This window comes from Kitasatospora albolonga (assembly GCA_002082585.1).
GTDB classification, from domain to species: Bacteria; Actinomycetota; Actinomycetes; order Streptomycetales; family Streptomycetaceae; genus Streptomyces; species Streptomyces stephensoniae.
The window spans coordinates 7,703,884-7,718,782 of record CP020563.1 but is presented as its reverse complement, the minus strand read 5'-3'; the positions used below and the strand labels follow the sequence as shown (position 1 = coordinate 7,718,782).

The 14,899-nt window shown below is 72.6% G+C and carries 10 protein-coding genes and 2 pseudogenes; 4 read left to right on the top strand and 8 right to left on the bottom strand.

Annotated features, from left to right (window positions below; translation table 11 throughout):
- Positions 1-57: 57 nt before the first annotated feature.
- From B7C62_33465 to B7C62_33455, 3 genes are all read right to left on the bottom strand, one after another.
- Positions 58-1,827: a hypothetical protein gene (locus tag B7C62_33465; GenBank protein ARF76645.1), complete on the bottom strand. Its 1,770-nt coding sequence runs from the start codon at positions 1,825-1,827 to the stop codon at positions 58-60.
- A gap of 191 nt (positions 1,828-2,018) precedes the next feature.
- Complete coding sequence (locus tag B7C62_33460; protein ARF77498.1) at positions 2,019-3,137, bottom strand: hypothetical protein; 1,119 nt, start codon at positions 3,135-3,137, stop codon at positions 2,019-2,021.
- A 414-nt stretch (positions 3,138-3,551) separates the two neighbouring features.
- A complete protein-coding gene (locus B7C62_33455; GenBank protein ID ARF76644.1) occupies positions 3,552-4,691 on the bottom strand; it encodes a serine protease in 1,140 nt (379 codons plus the stop codon).
- 312 nt (positions 4,692-5,003) lie between these two features.
- Between B7C62_33455 and B7C62_33450 the strand changes: the two genes are divergently transcribed.
- From B7C62_33450 to B7C62_33435, 4 genes and pseudogenes are all read left to right on the top strand, one after another.
- A complete protein-coding gene (locus tag B7C62_33450) occupies positions 5,004-6,038 on the top strand; it encodes a hypothetical protein (GenBank protein ARF76643.1) in 1,035 nt (344 codons plus the stop codon).
- 51 nt (positions 6,039-6,089) lie between these two features.
- On the top strand, positions 6,090-6,617 hold the full coding sequence (locus B7C62_33445) for a ferredoxin (GenBank protein ARF76642.1): 528 nt from the start codon (positions 6,090-6,092) through the stop codon (positions 6,615-6,617).
- Between the two features lie 386 nt (positions 6,618-7,003).
- Positions 7,004-7,474, top strand: a pseudogene (locus tag B7C62_33440) (hypothetical protein).
- Between the two features lie 258 nt (positions 7,475-7,732).
- Positions 7,733-9,171 (top strand): annotated as a pseudogene (locus tag B7C62_33435) (phosphogluconate dehydrogenase (NADP(+)-dependent, decarboxylating)).
- Between the two features lie 44 nt (positions 9,172-9,215).
- Here B7C62_33435 and B7C62_33430 read toward each other — a convergent pair.
- The 5 genes from B7C62_33430 to B7C62_33410 all read right to left on the bottom strand — a co-directional run bounded on the left by B7C62_33430 (position 9,216) and on the right by B7C62_33410 (position 14,882).
- Positions 9,216-10,496, bottom strand: coding sequence for a hypothetical protein (locus B7C62_33430; GenBank protein ARF76641.1), 1,281 nt, complete (start codon positions 10,494-10,496; stop codon positions 9,216-9,218).
- A 29-nt stretch (positions 10,497-10,525) separates the two neighbouring features.
- On the bottom strand, positions 10,526-11,038 hold the full coding sequence (locus B7C62_33425; GenBank protein ARF77497.1) for a hypothetical protein: 513 nt from the start codon (positions 11,036-11,038) through the stop codon (positions 10,526-10,528).
- Positions 11,039-11,066: 28 nt separating this feature from the next.
- On the bottom strand, positions 11,067-12,104 hold the full coding sequence (locus B7C62_33420) for a hypothetical protein (protein ID ARF76640.1): 1,038 nt from the start codon (positions 12,102-12,104) through the stop codon (positions 11,067-11,069).
- A gap of 102 nt (positions 12,105-12,206) precedes the next feature.
- Positions 12,207-14,000, bottom strand: a complete 1,794-nt coding sequence (locus tag B7C62_33415) for a gamma-glutamyltransferase (GenBank protein ID ARF76639.1) — start codon at positions 13,998-14,000, stop codon at positions 12,207-12,209.
- 39 nt (positions 14,001-14,039) lie between these two features.
- The gene (locus B7C62_33410) at positions 14,040-14,882 is read right to left on the bottom strand and encodes a hypothetical protein (GenBank protein ARF77496.1); all 843 of its coding nucleotides are present in this window, start codon (positions 14,880-14,882) and stop codon (positions 14,040-14,042) included.
- Positions 14,883-14,899 lie beyond the last annotated feature (17 nt).

Here is a 14,899-nt window from a genome sequence, read left to right as displayed (position 1 = left end):
AGCGGGGAGAGAACGGTGCGGCAGGTCTCGCCGTCGCCAACCGGGGCGGCAGCGGGGTCAGTTGCGGTAGACGCCGAACTCGTAGAGCGAATTGCCCCACGGCGTGCCGCGTTCGGAGGTGTTCACGCGGACATAGCGCCCGCTCGCGGCGACCTGGATGTCGTCGATGCCGCCGTTGCCCGCGGTCTCGGTGTGGACGGTGGTCCAGTCCTGGCCGTTCTGTGAGGTCTGGACGGTGTAGCGCTTGGCGTAGGCGGCCTCCCAGGCCAGCTGTACGTGGTCGAAGGAGGTGGTGGCGCCCAGGTCGACCTGAATCCACTGCTGGTCGGACCAGTCACTGGCCCAGCGGGTGTCGAAGGACCCGTCGACGGCGTTGGCCGCCGGGCAGGGGCAGCCGGTGCTGCCCGGCTGGAAGGACGAGGCCGTGGCGGGCCTGCCGAGCGCCAGGTTGGTCCCGCCGACCGGCGGCGGCACCACCTTGAAGGACGCGGTCTCGATGCCGACGTTGCCACGCCCGTCGGTCGACTTGAGGTAGACCTTCCAGACGCCGAGCCGGTCCGGGGCGGTCACGTCGAAGGTGCCGTCGCCGCGATCGGTGAAGGCCGCCTCCGTCAAGTGGCCGCTGTCGTCCACGTACTTGGAGCTGAACAGCACCTGGTGGCTGAGCGCGTCGCCGTCCGGGTCGGTGACGGAGGCGCTCACCCGGAACGTCCGCCCGGCCGGGACGGCGGTGGCGTTGCCGACGCGGAACCCGCTGATGACGGGCGGCGTGTTGTCGCCGGAGGTGGACGCGCCGTACGCCTCCTTCACCGCGTAGTACGACAGCCTCTTCTGGCCCGCCGGGAGCAGGTTGAACCAGACGCCCCCGAAGTCGTACTCGGTGCCGTAGTGGAAGAGCGTCGCCCCGAGCGAGACCCCCGGGTGACCGTTGACGCAGCCCCAGGCGCTCTTGTACCCCGCCGCCTTCGCCACGTCGGTGGGCTCCTCCGGTACGCCGTTGACGTCGTCCGGCACCTCCCACTCACCGGCGGGCCCGCCCTCGGTGACGATGTAGGGCTTGTCGTAGCCGCCCTGCTCCCAGGTGGAGCGGATGTCGCAGACGGCGTCGTAGGAGTTGATGGCGTACAGGTCGAGATCGGGAGCGTTCTTCTTGTAGTACGGCCACGCCCCGGTCCAGGCGTCGGACGAGGTGACCGGGTGGTCGGGGTCGACGGCCTTGATCTTCTTGGCGATCTCGTTGACGAACGCGGTGTACGCGTCGCGCTGCCGCTCCAGGGCCTCGCCGCTGTAGCAGTTCTGGAGGCCGAGCACGGACTCGTTGCCGACGTTCCACATGAGGACGCCCTCATGGTCCTTGTACTCCGCCACCCACCGGGGGAACTCGGCAAGCATGTCGTTCTTGTAGGCGGTGTCCGTCAGATAGTCGACGCACCCGCCGCTGCCGGGGCCGCCGCCGGGCTGGAGCCAGAACCCGGCGATCACCTTGATGCCGTGGGCCGCCGCACTGTCCAGGAGGGGCTTCGTGGTGGCGTCCGTGCCCCACGTACGGATCGTGTTGACACCCATCGACTTCACATCGGGCATGTACCGGCCCGCGTCCGCGACGGACGGGCCCCAGGTCAGGCCCTTCACGGTGTACGGCGCGCCGTCCACGGTCAGCTGCCAGGCGCCCTGCGAGCCGGTCACCTTCACGACGCTGCCCGCCGCGTGGGCGGCAGGCGCCGGGAGGGCGACCACGGCACCCGCCAGGAGCGCGGCGGTGGCGAGGCGTGCGGTGGCGGCGCGGCGCCGGGCGCGGGGTGGCCGGCGGAGAGGGGGGAGGTTCATGGGGGAAGGGCTCCTCGGGGGTGTGTGCGGGTGGGGGATTCAGTGGGGAGGGGTTCGGTGGGGAGGGGTTCGGTGGGGGCCGGGGTTCCGATGGAGTGGGAGAGCGCTCTCCCTTCAGGGCAGGGTTCACCCCTGAGGGGAGAGCACTTCCACTCCTGTCGGTCAGCCGGTCGATCAACCGGCCAGCCGGGTCAGGGCAGTTCGTAGTTCTCGTCCAGGGCGGCGCCCCTGCCCGGGTTGTTCTCGTCGTAGCCCCGGGCGTTGCACTGGAGACCGCCGACGACGCAGTGGTCGACCAGGGCCTTGAGCGTGGCGTCGTCCCAGGCGTTGAAGAAGTCGTAGTGGAAGGAGTAGCCGGTCCCGCTGGCCAGCCTCACCTGCGACATGTCCCCGTTGACCGGCCACGCCATCTTGAACTCGATCATCGGCAGGGCGACCGGGTGGCTCGCCGGGCAGACGTCCTGGTTGGCCCCCATCACGACCGGATAGGCCATGTGGGCCTTGTGGTCGGGGGTGTCCAGATACTTCCCGTCCCAGCAACTGGGCGCCTGCATACGGAGGTTGAGCTGAGTGTCCGGGCTGGTGGGGCAGACGGCCGGGAAGTCGTAGTTGTGGTAGCTCTCACCGCACTCGTACCCCTCGACCATGCCGGGGTGGTCGCGGAACTCCCCGGCCGTCTGGGTCGGACTGCCGACGACGAACCGCAGCCCCTTGGGGAAGGGCCGGACCGTGCGGTAGTCGGTGACTCCGGCCTTGTAGTAGATGACCTGCGGTCCGATCGGGCGGATCTCCTCGTTCCCGCTGTAGAGGGTCGGCATCCAGTACGCGGACAGGTCGCCCGGCGCCAGGCAGGCGGTCCCGCCCGCACTCAGCGACGCAGTGGTGCTGCTCGCGTTCGTGGTGTCGTTCCCCATGAACGTGTGGTCGTGCGACGCCCCGGCCCGGCCGGGGTAGACGATCGGGTCGTCGGGGGCGGTGTGGGTGACCGAACAGTTCGCCTGGAACTCGTGGAAGTAGCGGTGCGGCGGTATCTCCTGGGACGGTTCCACACCGGTGACCGGCGGATTCGCCGGGATGTACCCGTCACCGTCGGGGTCGTCCCCGAAGGCGACGGGCTCGGCCGCCGCCATCCGGTGCCCCTGCGTGACGTGGGACGCCGCGGCGGGCCCGTCGGCCGTGGACCGGGCGGTGGCGCCGGGGGCGGTGGCCCCGGCGTTCGTGATCGCGGTCAGCCCCAGGGCCACCAGGGCCAGGGCGGTGGCCACGATCAGCGCGGACACCAGGGTCGTTCTGCTGAATCTTGTCGCCATGCGGACCTCCATGCCGCTCTGCGTCCATGCACATCGGTGCACGGTGGGGGGAGAGTTGAGCCGGGTCGGTACAGCCGCGAAGAGACACCGCTCCCCCTGCGCGCACGAAGCTCGTCCGCGAGGCCGGAAGGCACGGAAACTGGACGGGAGAGCGCTCTCCAAGGCGGTGTCAGTGTTGCGCCGAGGCTGAGAGGGTGTCAATAGCTTGTGAACGATGCGCCACGCAAAGGGCGTTGGGGGAACGGCCGGATGCGCGACGGGTGCCGGATCGCCCGGGAGGGGAGAGCGGGAAGGACGGTCGGCGGCGTCGACACGCGAAAGCGGCCCCGCTCGCAGGCAGGGCCGCTCGGCACATGCGCTTCACCGTCCGTCGGCGGTGGCCGCCCGCCCCGCCGGGCGGGCGGCCACCCCGGCTCAGGCGGTGTGGAGCCTCAGCCCGTACCGGTTGAGGATCTCGTTGACCGGCTGGTACCAGGTCTCACCGCCGCTGGAGCAGTTGCCCCAGCCGCCCGAGGTGACGCCCTGGGCCTGGTCGCCGCTGATGAACGAGCCGCCGGAGTCGCCGCCCTGGGCGCAGACGCTGGTCTTGGTCATCTGGTGCACGGCGCCCTGGCTGTAGTTGACGGTCTCGTTCTTGGCGAGGACCCGCCCGCAGTGCCAGCGGGTGGTGGAGCCGGAACGGCAGATGGAGGCGCCGATCGGGGCCTCGTTCGAGCCCCGGACCAGCTGGTCCGGGACAGTGCCCCAGCCGAGGACGACCGGGACGGTCCACCAGCCGCTGCCGACGTTCACCCAGGCGTAGTCGTCTCCGGGGAAGGACGAGCCCTGGAAGTTGCCGATGTAGGTGTTGTCCCAGCCGCGGACCTGCTGTCCGGCGCGCCCGCAGTGCCCGGCGGTGACGAAGCCGCCGTGCACCGAGAAGCCGATCGAGCAGCGGACGTTGCCCGTGTAGTACGGGTCGCCGCCGACGGTGCCCGCCGCGAAGGTCTGCGGGGCCTCGGCCGTCCGCTCGACCGTGACGGGGCCCGCCTTGCGCGCCTTGGCGACGAAGGCGCGGACATCGTTGTCACCCTGAGCGGAGTCGACGACGTTCACGACGACGCGGCTGCTCGCGGGGTCGACGCGCCAACTGGCCACACCGGCCGGTGCGGTCAGGGCGTCGATGCGCTTCATGGTGGCGTCGAGCCGGGCCGCCGAGTGCTCGACGATCCGGGTGTCGGCGCCCGCGGCCCGTACGGCGGCGGCCTTGCCCGCGTCCGTGACCGCCACGGTCAGCCTGCCGGTCGACGCGTCGAACCACGACCCGCCGTAGGCGGAGCCGGCGGCGCGCTGGGCCTTCGGCTCCAGGGCGGTGGCCGCCTTCTCCTCGGCCAGCCGTGTACGGGCCTGGCTCTCGGTCAGACCGAGGTCGCGCTGCATGGCGGAGAGCAGGGCCGGGGAGGCGGGGAGTTCGGCGGAGGCGGAACCGGAGGCCGGGGCGGCGGTGGCGGACGACGGGCCGACGGCGGCCCAGGCACCGAGGACCAGGAGTGCGGACAGACCGGTCCGCAGCACGGTTGCGTGTCTCAAGGGAGTGACCCTTCCTGTTGTTCCAGCGATGTGGGGGTGGAACGGGAGGTGTCCGGGAGCGCATCCGGATCGTGCCGTTGAGAGCGCTCTCAGATGTGTCGTCCCGGACTGTAGCGGAGTTCGATAGGCAGGTCCATGCCAATGACGGAAGGAACGGAAGGAGGTGGGCGGCGGCCGTTCCGCACCGGATGCGGAGGAACCCCGTACCGGGATTGAGTAGGCGTACTCATCCGGCCCCCGGGGGTCCGGTCCTACTGTCACAGGAACACAGGGCAGGACCACCCGGAGGAGCAGGCCATGGCCGGATCGCGTCGCAGGCGGTTGAGAGCCGCCGTCACCTGCGTACTGGCGGGTTCGCTGGCCGTACTCCTCGGGGCCTGCGGGGTGCTCAGCACCGAGGACGACCGCCGGGCGGCGGAGGAACTGGCCGAGAAGCACCTCCTCGGGCAGATCAAGGCGGTCGGGGCCCGCACGCTCTTCCCCGGCACGGGAGGCTCCGAGATCACCTTCGCGGTGGCGGACGACCGGGACGCGGTGGTCCGGCTGCGCATCGACGCGGAGAAGAACACCTGCGACGGCAAGGAGTGCGCCGGGGTGCTGAAGGAGGCGGTGGCGCGCGGCCGGGCGGACGCGGCGGCGTTCCGCACGCTGCGGGACGCCTTCGCCGGGTGCGGCTACGAGGTCATCGCCCTCGGCCCCTCCGGGACGTCGTCGCCCTACGTGGTGGCCGAACTGACCAACGCCACCGTGGAGAAGGTGCTCGCCGAGATCGGGGGCTGCGTCCAGCGCTGGGTCGCGGCGAGCGGGCCCGGCAGCCCGTTGGCGGAGGCGAAGGCCGCGCACGTGAACGTGGTCTCCCCCGCCCTCGCCGCCGAGCGCAGCCGGGGCAAGGACTCCTGGCCCACCCTGATGCGCCTGACCCGGGGCGATCTGATCGCCTCGCTCACCCGGCGCACCCACCACTCGGCCGCGTACGAGATCGAGGCCGGGCAGGTCGACACGGCGGGCCGCGCCCGGGTCGTCCGTCCGTTCAAGCAGAGCCAGGAGTTCGGCAGGACGGTCCAGAAGGCGGTGGCGGACGAGTTGCGCGCCACCTACCCGGACGTGGTGGTGAGCACCTACCAGTGGGTGTGGCGCCTGGAGCCGGGCCGGGTCGACCGGCAGACCGGCTATCTGCTCTTCTGCCCGGAGCCGGACGAGCGGGGCCGCTGTGTCAACAGTGACGACGCGGTCCTGGTGACCACGGACGGGCGCGGCAACCCGGTGGGGGAGATCCGCATCGTGCACGACGTACGCGACGGCACGGGGACGCTGCGGCTCCCGCCGTACTGACGTGCCCGGCACAGCACCGCGACGCTCCCGGCAGGCGGCTCACCTCTGCCCATGGAAACCTACTTCGATCCGCTGCCTCTGCTCGGTGAGGAGCGCACACTGTTCGGGGGCAAGTGGGCGGACCGGCTGTGGCTCAACGTGCCCGGTCCGTTCTGCGGAGCCGGTACGGACAATTGCGGGACGGGCCGGATACACGCTCCGGAGTCGGTTCTCTACGAGGGCGAGCACTTCACCGAGTACGTGTACCGGCAGCCGCGTACGGCACAGGAGCTGGGACAACTGGTCGACGCGGCGGAGGCCGAGGTGTTCAGGGCCTATGCCTGCGACGGCGACGACCACTGGACGCCGGAGACCGTACGGGAGTGGTGGCGCGACCGCGCCCGGGTCAAGGAGTACCTGACCGCTCGGCGCTCCGCGTGGGAGGCCGACGACGCGCAGTCGGGGCAGGGTACGGCCGCTGCGGCGGACGACTACGCGGCCTATATCGACGGGGAGTTGGCCGCCCACCTGCGCGTCTACCTCTTCTGGCTCCACGAGCGGCGCTCCCCCACGGCGGCGGACCGGCTGCCGCAGCTCTGACGGGACGGGGCGGGAAGCCGCCGGGGCTCCGGGCCCTCGCATGGCCTCATGGCGCAGGCCGTGTGGCGCGCGATGCGATCAGTCGCGTGTGACGGTAAGTGGAGGGTCGCGTACGGAAGGGAGCGGGAGGCCCCGGGCCGCGCGGGATGAGGCGGACCGTCGGGAGTGCCTTCCGTACGGTCCTGTGCACGGGCCCGCTGGACGGTGCGAGCACCCTGTGTTTCCGGCTTCCGGAGCCCGTACGGCACGGGCCGCGACCTCGTACGGAGGCGCCCGGCGCACCGTGGGCAGACGCCCGGAATCCGATCTTCCCTTTGCGGCCGGAGCAGGACCGGAGTGGAATTGCGTACAGGGGACAGTGGTTCTCCCGAGGAAAGGACGCGCTCATGAGCGACACCGAGTGGGGGGACGACGTCTACCAGCCCCAGGAGCCGGAGGCTTCCGACCCCGGGGAACAGCTCGGCGCCGAGGACACGCTGCTGGACCCCTCCGGCACCGGCGATCCCCTCGACGAGGGCTACTCGCCGCCGGACCGGCCCTGGGTGGTGGAGGGCCTCGGCACGACGGCTCCCGAGACCGTCACGGGTGAATCCCTCGACACCCGGCTGAGCAGGGAGGTTCCCGAGAGCCCCGGATTCACCGGGGACGGGGTGGGCGATCTGGCGGGCGGGGACGGCGAGCTCTGGAACGGCGAGGTCGGCGTCGCCCGGGCCGGACGGTTGACCCAGCAGGCGGACGGCCGCGTTCCGGCCACGCTCACCGCCAGTGACGTGGGGATCGACGGCGCGGCGGCGTCGGCGGAGGAGGCCGCCATGCATGTGATCCCCGAGGACGGGGACGACGAGTCGCTCCTCGACGGTTCGCTGCCGGATGGTTCGTTCACTGATGGTTCACTCGCTGACGGTTCGCCCTCCCCTGGCTCTCCCTCCCCTGGTTCTCCCTCACCTGGTTCCTCCGGTGACGGTTCGCCGTCGAAGGGTTCGCCCGCCGGGCGCGATTCCCGGTCCTCCCCCTGAGCGGACCGTCCGCGCGCAGGTGCGTGAACGCCGCCGCCCGCGGTCCCGTACCCCACAGCGACACCCCACGACCGCCCCCGGAACCGCAGGAGCACACAGATGAGCGGCACTGCCCAGATCGGCGTCACCGGGCTCGCGGTGATGGGCCGCAACCTGGCCCGTAACTTCGCCCGCAACGGCTTCACCGTCGCCGTGCACAACCGCACCGCCTCGCGGACCGACGCGCTGGTGAAGGAGTTCGGTGACGAGGGCACCTTCGTCGCGGCGCACACCCCCGAGGAGTTCGTCGCGGCCCTGGAGCGGCCCCGGCGTCTGGTGATCATGGTGAAGGCCGGTGACCCCACGGACGCGGTGATCCAGGAGTTCGCTCCGCTGCTGGAGGACGGGGACGTCATCATCGACGGCGGGAACGCCCACTTCGAGGACACCCGCCGCCGGGAGAAGGAGCTGCGCGAACGCGGTATCCACTTCGTCGGTGCGGGCATCTCCGGCGGCGAGGAGGGCGCGCTGCACGGCCCGAGCATCATGCCGGGCGGCTCGGCGGAGTCCTACGCCTCCCTGGGCCCGATGCTGGAGAGGATCGCCGCGAAGGCCGAGGACGGCGCCCCGTGCGTCACACACATCGGGCCGGACGGCGCCGGGCACTTCGTGAAGATGGTGCACAACGGCATCGAGTACGCGGACATGCAGCTCATCGCCGAGGCGTACCAGCTGCTCCGCGATGTGGCCGGGTACTCCCCCGCGCGGATCGCGGACGTCTTCCGGTCCTGGAACTCCGGGCGCCTGGACTCCTACCTGATCGAGATCACCGCGGAAGTGCTCTCGCACGTCGACGCGGCGACCGGCGAGCCCTTCGTGGATGTCGTGCTCGACCGGGCGGAGCAGAAGGGCACCGGCCGCTGGACCGTGCAGATCGCCCTCGACCTGGGCGTTCCCGTCTCCGGCATCGCCGAGGCCGTCTTCGCCCGCTCCGTCTCCGGCCACGCCGACCTCCGCGAAGCCTCACGCCACCTGGCCGGACCGACCGCCCACAGGCTCGGTGAGGACGAGGCGGCGGCCTTCTCCGACCGGGTCGAGCAGGCGCTGTACGCCTCGAAGATCGTCGCCTACACCCAGGGCTTCCACCAGATCTCGGCCGGCAGCGAGCGGTACGACTGGGACATCGACCTCGGCAGGGTCGCCTCGATCTGGCGCGGCGGGTGCATCATCCGGGCCGCGTTCCTCGACAGGATCACCAGCGCCTACGAGGCCCGGCCCGGGTTGCCGGTCCTGCTCTCCGAAAGAGCTTCGCCGAGGAGATCGCCGCCGCGCAGGACGACTGGCGCACCGTCATCGCCACCGCCGTCACCCAGGGCGTTCCCACCCCCGCCTTCGCGGCCACCCTCGCCTACTACGACTCCCTGCGCGCCGAACGCCTCCCCGCCGCCCTCACCCAGGGCCAGCGCGACTACTTCGGCGCGCACACCTACCACCGCACCGACCGCGACGGGACCTTCCACACCCTCTGGGGCGGCGAGAAGAACGAGGTGGAGAGCTGACGGGGCATCCGCCCGCCCGTAAAGGGTGATGCGGGGCGGCGGGGTCAGTGGCCGGTCTTCTCCCGGGAGCGGTCGCCGGGCGTGCCGTCCGGTGAGGGCGGGGCCGGTTCGAGACCGGCCAGACGGGGAACGGCGGCGAGGCTGAGCAGCAGGAGGGCGCCGCCGAGGAAGAGGGGGGCCCGGACGTCGAGGGCGGTCCCGATCCATCCGGCGAGGGTGACCCCGACCAGCATGCCCAGTCGGCTGACCAGCAGATAGCTGCTGTTGACGCGGCCGAAGAGCTCCCGGGGCACGACCCGTTGCCGGAGCGTCACCACCTGCACGTTCCAGGTGACAACACCGAAGCTGGCGACCGCGTACATCGCCGCCACCAGGACCACCGAGGTGCTCAGGCCCATCACGAACAGCGCCACCGCCATGGAGCCCAGGGCCAGGCCGATACAGGAACGCAGCCCCAGCCGGGCGCTGATCCGCCCGGCTCCGAAACCGGCCAGGAGACCGCCGACGGCACCGGCCGCGAGCACCACGCCGTACAGGAGCGGGGGCGCATCCAGATGCCGGGTGACCAGCAGGACGAGCAGCGTCACACCGAGGTAGAAGGCCAGGGTGGCGACCGTGCAGACCACGGCGAGCAGACGGAGCCCCCGGTGGTTCCAGAGCCAGCGGGCGCCGTCCCCGATCTCGGTCAGTATCGGCTGCCTGCCCTCCGCGGGCGCCGGGCGGCCGGAGCGGCCCATGGCGGCGAGGAGCACCGCGGCGAGGACGAAGGTGAGCCCGTCCACGACAAAGGGCAGTCCGGCGGCCACCGCGAACAGCGCCGAACCGAGCAGCGGTCCCACGAAGTGGCCGCCCACGATCTGGCTGCCCTGGAGACGGCCGTTGGCGAGGTCGAGCCGGTCGGCGGGGACCACGTCCCGCATCATCGACATCGCCGCGTTGTCGAAGAGGGTCTCACCGCAGCCGAGCGCGAACGCGACCAGTGCGAGGGCGAGGAGCGGGGGGCTTCCGACGAGCGTCCACGCGGCGAACCCGGCCACCACCACCGCCCGCAGCGTGTCGGTGGACATCATCAGCCACCGGGGGTTGAGCCGGTCCGCGAGGGCTCCGCTGAAGGGCGACACCAGCAGCCACGGGAGAGTTCCGGCGGCTGCGACCACCGCGACGGCGCTGGGTGAGGCGGAGACCGAGACCGCGAGGAGGGGAAGGGCCGCCTCCCGCATCCCGTCACCGACGGAGGACACCCACGACGCCGACCACAGTAACGTGAACTTCCGTCCCAGACGGCTTGGTTGACGCGTCTCGCGACGCCCTGGCAGCAACGTCATGCGGGCAATCCTCGCACAGCGGCGGAGGTTCACGCGGGGTCTGCCGGAGACCGGGGCGTCGGCGTCGGGGCCCGGAAACCACCCGCCTTGTGTGTCCCGTCGCAGAACGGGAGAAGGGCGGACTGCCCGCAGCGGCAGAGCGCCACCGTACGCCCCGGTGCGGCGAGCACCTCCCCGCCGGGCAGGCGGATCTCGGCGTCACCGCGCACCAGCAGAGGCCCGTCGGGGTAGACGGTCACGGTGGCGGCGGGCAGGGCCTCCGCGGGGCCGAGGCTCGGGCCAGGGCCGGGGCCAGGGCCGGGGGCGGGGCTCGGGCCAGGGTCGGGGGCGGGGTCGGAAGCAGGGTCGAGGCCGGAGTCGGGGTCAAGGCCGGGGTCGGGGCCAGGGTCAAGGCCGGGGCTCGGGCCAGAGTCGGGGCCAGGGGCCAGGTCGAGGCTCGGGCCGGAGTCGAGGGCAGGGCCCGGACCCGGACCCGGGCCAGGGTCCGGACTGCGGCAGGGGACGTCAGCAGGCGTCGTAGGGCGGGAGCGGAACGGGGGCATGGCCTCGGACCTCCGGCACGTCATGGCCTCAGACCTCCGACATACGGGGCCGGCCCCCGGTGAGCAGGGAGGAGACGCCCTGCCGCCAATGGCCCAGCAGATGCTCGGCCATCCGCGCGTCCAGGGCCAGCGCGCAGGCGGCACCGAACAGGACGTCCTCGGTGAGCGCGGGCTCGGCCCGTACCAGGGCCCCGCACACGTCGTGGGCGGCGATCTGCTCGTGCACCGCGTCCGCGGTGACGTGCTCGTCGTAGAAGTCGGTGTCGGCGGGGGTGCCGCCGATCCGCCGGAGCCCGTTGCCGTAGCGGCGGTTGGGCAGGGACGAGGTCATCTCGAAGGCCGCCAGGTGGCCGACGAGCGCGCCCCTGAGCCGACGGTGCAGCCCGAACAGCGAGATGGCGTTGGAGGTGGCCAGGGTGACGGCGGGCACGCGGGCGAGGTAGTGGCCGTAGGTGTCCGCCAGGCCCAGTCCGCGCATGGTCCGGCGGAACAGCTCCGCGTGCATGCGCTCCGCTCTGCCGCCGCCGTACTCGTCGGCCAGGATCTCCACCAGGGCCGCCTTGGCGGGCCCGGCGATCCGGGGGACGGCCCAGACGTGCGGGTCGCCCTCCTTGAGCTGGTACACCGACCGGTGGATGACGAACTCCCGGAACTCCTCGGCGTCGGCGTCGCGTTGCAGGTGAGCGGCGAGGGGCGGCCCGTACTCCTGCTCGGTGAGCCGCTTCAGCGCCTCGGCGATGCCGATGGTGCCGGGGCCGGTGTCCGCGCCGTTGAGCAGGGGTGCGGCGACGCCGGTACGCAGGTCCGCCTCGAACCACCGCTCCAGGGACGCCCGGAAGGCCAGCAGCCCGGGGTCCCACTCCCACTCATCGGGCACGCCCTCCCAGCCCCGGTAGTGGAGCTCGTAGCAGACGTGGAGCGCCAGTTGCAGGTCCTCGTCGGCCGCCGCGCCGCTCGCGTCCCGGTCCGGCAGGGGGCCGGGGGCGGGGTGGGCGCGGGAGGGCGGAGTGGGCAGCGTGCCGATCAGCCGGTCGCTGACGGGCCCGCGTGCCGGGGGCAGTCGCATCGTCTACCTGCTTTCGGTGGTCTGTCGCTTCGTAGGGGATACGGCGTACGGAGTTACGGGGGCACGGGCGGCGGGGTGCAGAGGGCCGACCCCCTCCGCCGCTCACCGGACGACGGCGTACGCCTGGCCCCCGCGCGGACTGGCCGCGGCGACCACGCCTCCGTCGCCGTCCACGCCCGTCGCGCACACCTTGCCGAGGGTCTGCGCCGGGACCTCGCGGACCTCGTGGCCCCGGTGGCCCAGCTCCTCCAGCACGGCCCGGTCGAAACCCTGCTCGGCCACCAGGGTGAGCGGGCGCGACTGGCGTGGCGTGAACGAGGTGGGGACGTGGTCGGTGTGGAACGTGGTCGCCTCCGTGGCCCGCTGCGGTGCCATGCCGAAGTCGATGTGGTTGAGGAGGAAGTGCAGCGTCCACTGGTCCTGCTGGTCCCCGCCCGGGGTGCCGAAGGCGAGGTAGGGGCGGCCCTCCTTCAGTACGAGGGTGGGGCTGAGCGTGGTGCGCGGGCGCTTGCCGGGCGCGAGGACGTTGGGGTGCCCCTCGGCCAGCCAGGCCATCTGTCCCCGGGTGCCGAGCGGGAAGCCGAGACCCGGCACCACGGGGGAGCTTTTCAGCCAGCCGCCGCTGGGCGTCGAGACGACCATGTTGCCCTCCCGGTCGGTGGCGGTGACACAGGTGGTGTCCCCCTTGGCCGCGGTCCGCAGCAGCACGGTGGGGATGCCGTTGTGCAGCTGGGAGAGCCAGTCCGGGCCGGTGGGCGCTCCGGAGCGGTCGAGGCATTCGGGGACGTACGGGCGGCGGCCGTCGGGCGATCCCGGACGCAGCGCCCCGGACGCGGCGGGCCCGATGAGCTCGCGGCGCTTCGCCGCGTAGTCCCGGTCGAGCAGGGCGGCCAGGGGTACGTCGGCGTGGGCCGGGTCGCCGTACCAGGCTTCCCGGTCGGCGTAGGCGAGCTTCGCCGCCTCGACGACGGTGTGCAGATGGTCGGCGCTGCCGTACCCCATGGCCGTCAGGTCGAAGCCCTCCAGGAGCGCCAGTTGCTGGAGGAAGACCGGGCCCTGCGACCACGGTCCGGCCTTGTGCACCAGGTGGCCCCGGTAGTCGAACGACGCGGGTGTCTCCACGGGCGGCCGCCACCCGGCCAGGTCCTCCCCGGTGAGCAGGCCGCCGTTCCTGCGGCCCGTGGCGTCGACGGCCTCACCGGTGGCCAGGTACCGGTCCACGGCCTCGGCGACGAACCCCTGGTAGAAGGCCGCCCGCGCGGCCTCGGCCTGGGCCTCGCGGCCGGGTCCGGCGGCCCGGGCCTCGGCGAGGATGCGCCGGAACGTCCGCCCCAGGGCGGGGTTGCGCATCCGGGACCCGGCGGCGGGTGCGGTGCCGTGGTCCAGATAGGTGCGGCCGGACTCAGTCCACTCGTCGCGGAACAGCGGAGCCATCACGCCGATCATCTCGGCGGCCCTGGGCAGCAGCGGATACCCGTCCTCGGCGTACCCGATGGCGGGCAGGAGTACGTCCTCGACCCGGAGGCGCCCCCGGTCGCGCAGAAGCGTCATCCACGCGCCGAACGCGCCCGGCACGCACGCCGCCAGCAGTCCCGAGCCGGGGACGGTGTCCAGCCCGCGCTGCCGGAAGGCGTCAAGGGTGGCGGCGGCGGGCATCGGGCCCTGTCCGCAGATGACCTCCACCCGGCCGTCCGCCGCGTCGTGGACGAGGATCGGGGCGTCCCCGCCGGGGCCGTTGAGGTGGGGTTCGACGACCTGGATGACGAAGGCGGCGGCCGTCGCGGCGTCGAAGGCGTTGCCGCCCCGGTCGAGCATCGCCATTCCCGCCGCCGAGGCGAGCCAGTGGGTGGAGGAGACGGCGCCGTGTGTGCCGTGCAGTTCGGGGCGGAGCAGCACAGGGGGTCCTTCCCGGGGGAGTCAGGGGAGTCGGGAGAGTCAGCGGACGGGGTGCGGGGTGGTGATCCGGCCGTGGGCGACCGCCGTCACGCGGCCGGTCACGGCGGCGTGCGGAGGGGAGCCGTCCGGCACGGTGAGCGTGCACGTCAGCAGGGCGGGCCTGCCCGCCTCGGCGCCCTGCCGGAGGGTGTAGGCGTGGCTGCCCGGTTCGGCGGGCAGCCGGCCGGTCCGGGCCAGCCACAGCCCGAGGGCGGCGGCCACCGGGGCGCACGCGGGGTCCTCGGTGATGCCGAAGCCGGGGGCGAAGAGGCGGGTGCGGGCGGTGCGCCGGGGGCCGTCCCAGGTGAGGAGGCAGAGGGCGGGGAGTGCGGCGGCGGCCATCCGGGCCGGGTCGGGCTCCGCGCGGGCGAGGGCCGTCTCCCGTACCGGCAGGAAGGCGAAGGGGGTTCCGAAGCCCTCGGTGCGGGGGCTTCCGCCGTACGCGTCCCCGGCGGCGAGTCCGACCGCCGCGAGCAGCGGTGCCGGGTCAAGGCCGGAGCCCGGAGCGGGTCCGGTGAGGGTGAGCGTCGCGCGGTCGGCCTGTGCGGTCAGGACGTGCCGGGCGGGTCCGCACTCCTGGACGACGCGCCCGGCCGGTACGGCACCGGTCCGTACGAGGGTCGCCGCCGTACCGACGCAGGAGTGGCCTCCTCCGGGGGATTCCGCGGTGGGGGTGAACACCCGGACCCGGTAGGTGGCGTCCGGTGCCGTGGCCGGGAGGACGAACGCCGTCTCCGCGGCGTTGAGCTCGGCGGCGATCGCGCCCATGGCCTCGGTGGACAGGCCGTCGGCGTCCGGGACGACCGCCAGGGTGCTGCCTGCGAAGGGGCGGTCGGTGAACATGTCGACCACCTCGTAGC

Bases quoted from the DNA above. Each gene is read 5' to 3' on its own strand.
- B7C62_33465 (ARF76645.1), bottom strand. From the start codon at position 1,827: ATGAACCTCCCCCCTCTCCGCCGGCCACCCCGCGCCCGGCGCCGCGCC.
- B7C62_33460 (ARF77498.1), bottom strand. From the start codon at position 3,137: ATGGCGACAAGATTCAGCAGAACGACCCTGGTGTCCGCGCTGATCGTG.
- B7C62_33450 (ARF76643.1), top strand. From the start codon at position 5,004: ATGGCCGGATCGCGTCGCAGGCGGTTGAGAGCCGCCGTCACCTGCGTA.
- B7C62_33445 (ARF76642.1), top strand. From the start codon at position 6,090: ATGGAAACCTACTTCGATCCGCTGCCTCTGCTCGGTGAGGAGCGCACA.
- B7C62_33430 (ARF76641.1), bottom strand. From the start codon at position 10,496: ATGACGTTGCTGCCAGGGCGTCGCGAGACGCGTCAACCAAGCCGTCTG.
- B7C62_33425 (ARF77497.1), bottom strand. From the start codon at position 11,038: ATGCCCCCGTTCCGCTCCCGCCCTACGACGCCTGCTGACGTCCCCTGC.
- B7C62_33420 (ARF76640.1), bottom strand. From the start codon at position 12,104: ATGCGACTGCCCCCGGCACGCGGGCCCGTCAGCGACCGGCTGATCGGC.
- B7C62_33410 (ARF77496.1), bottom strand. From the start codon at position 14,882: ATGTTCACCGACCGCCCCTTCGCAGGCAGCACCCTGGCGGTCGTCCCG.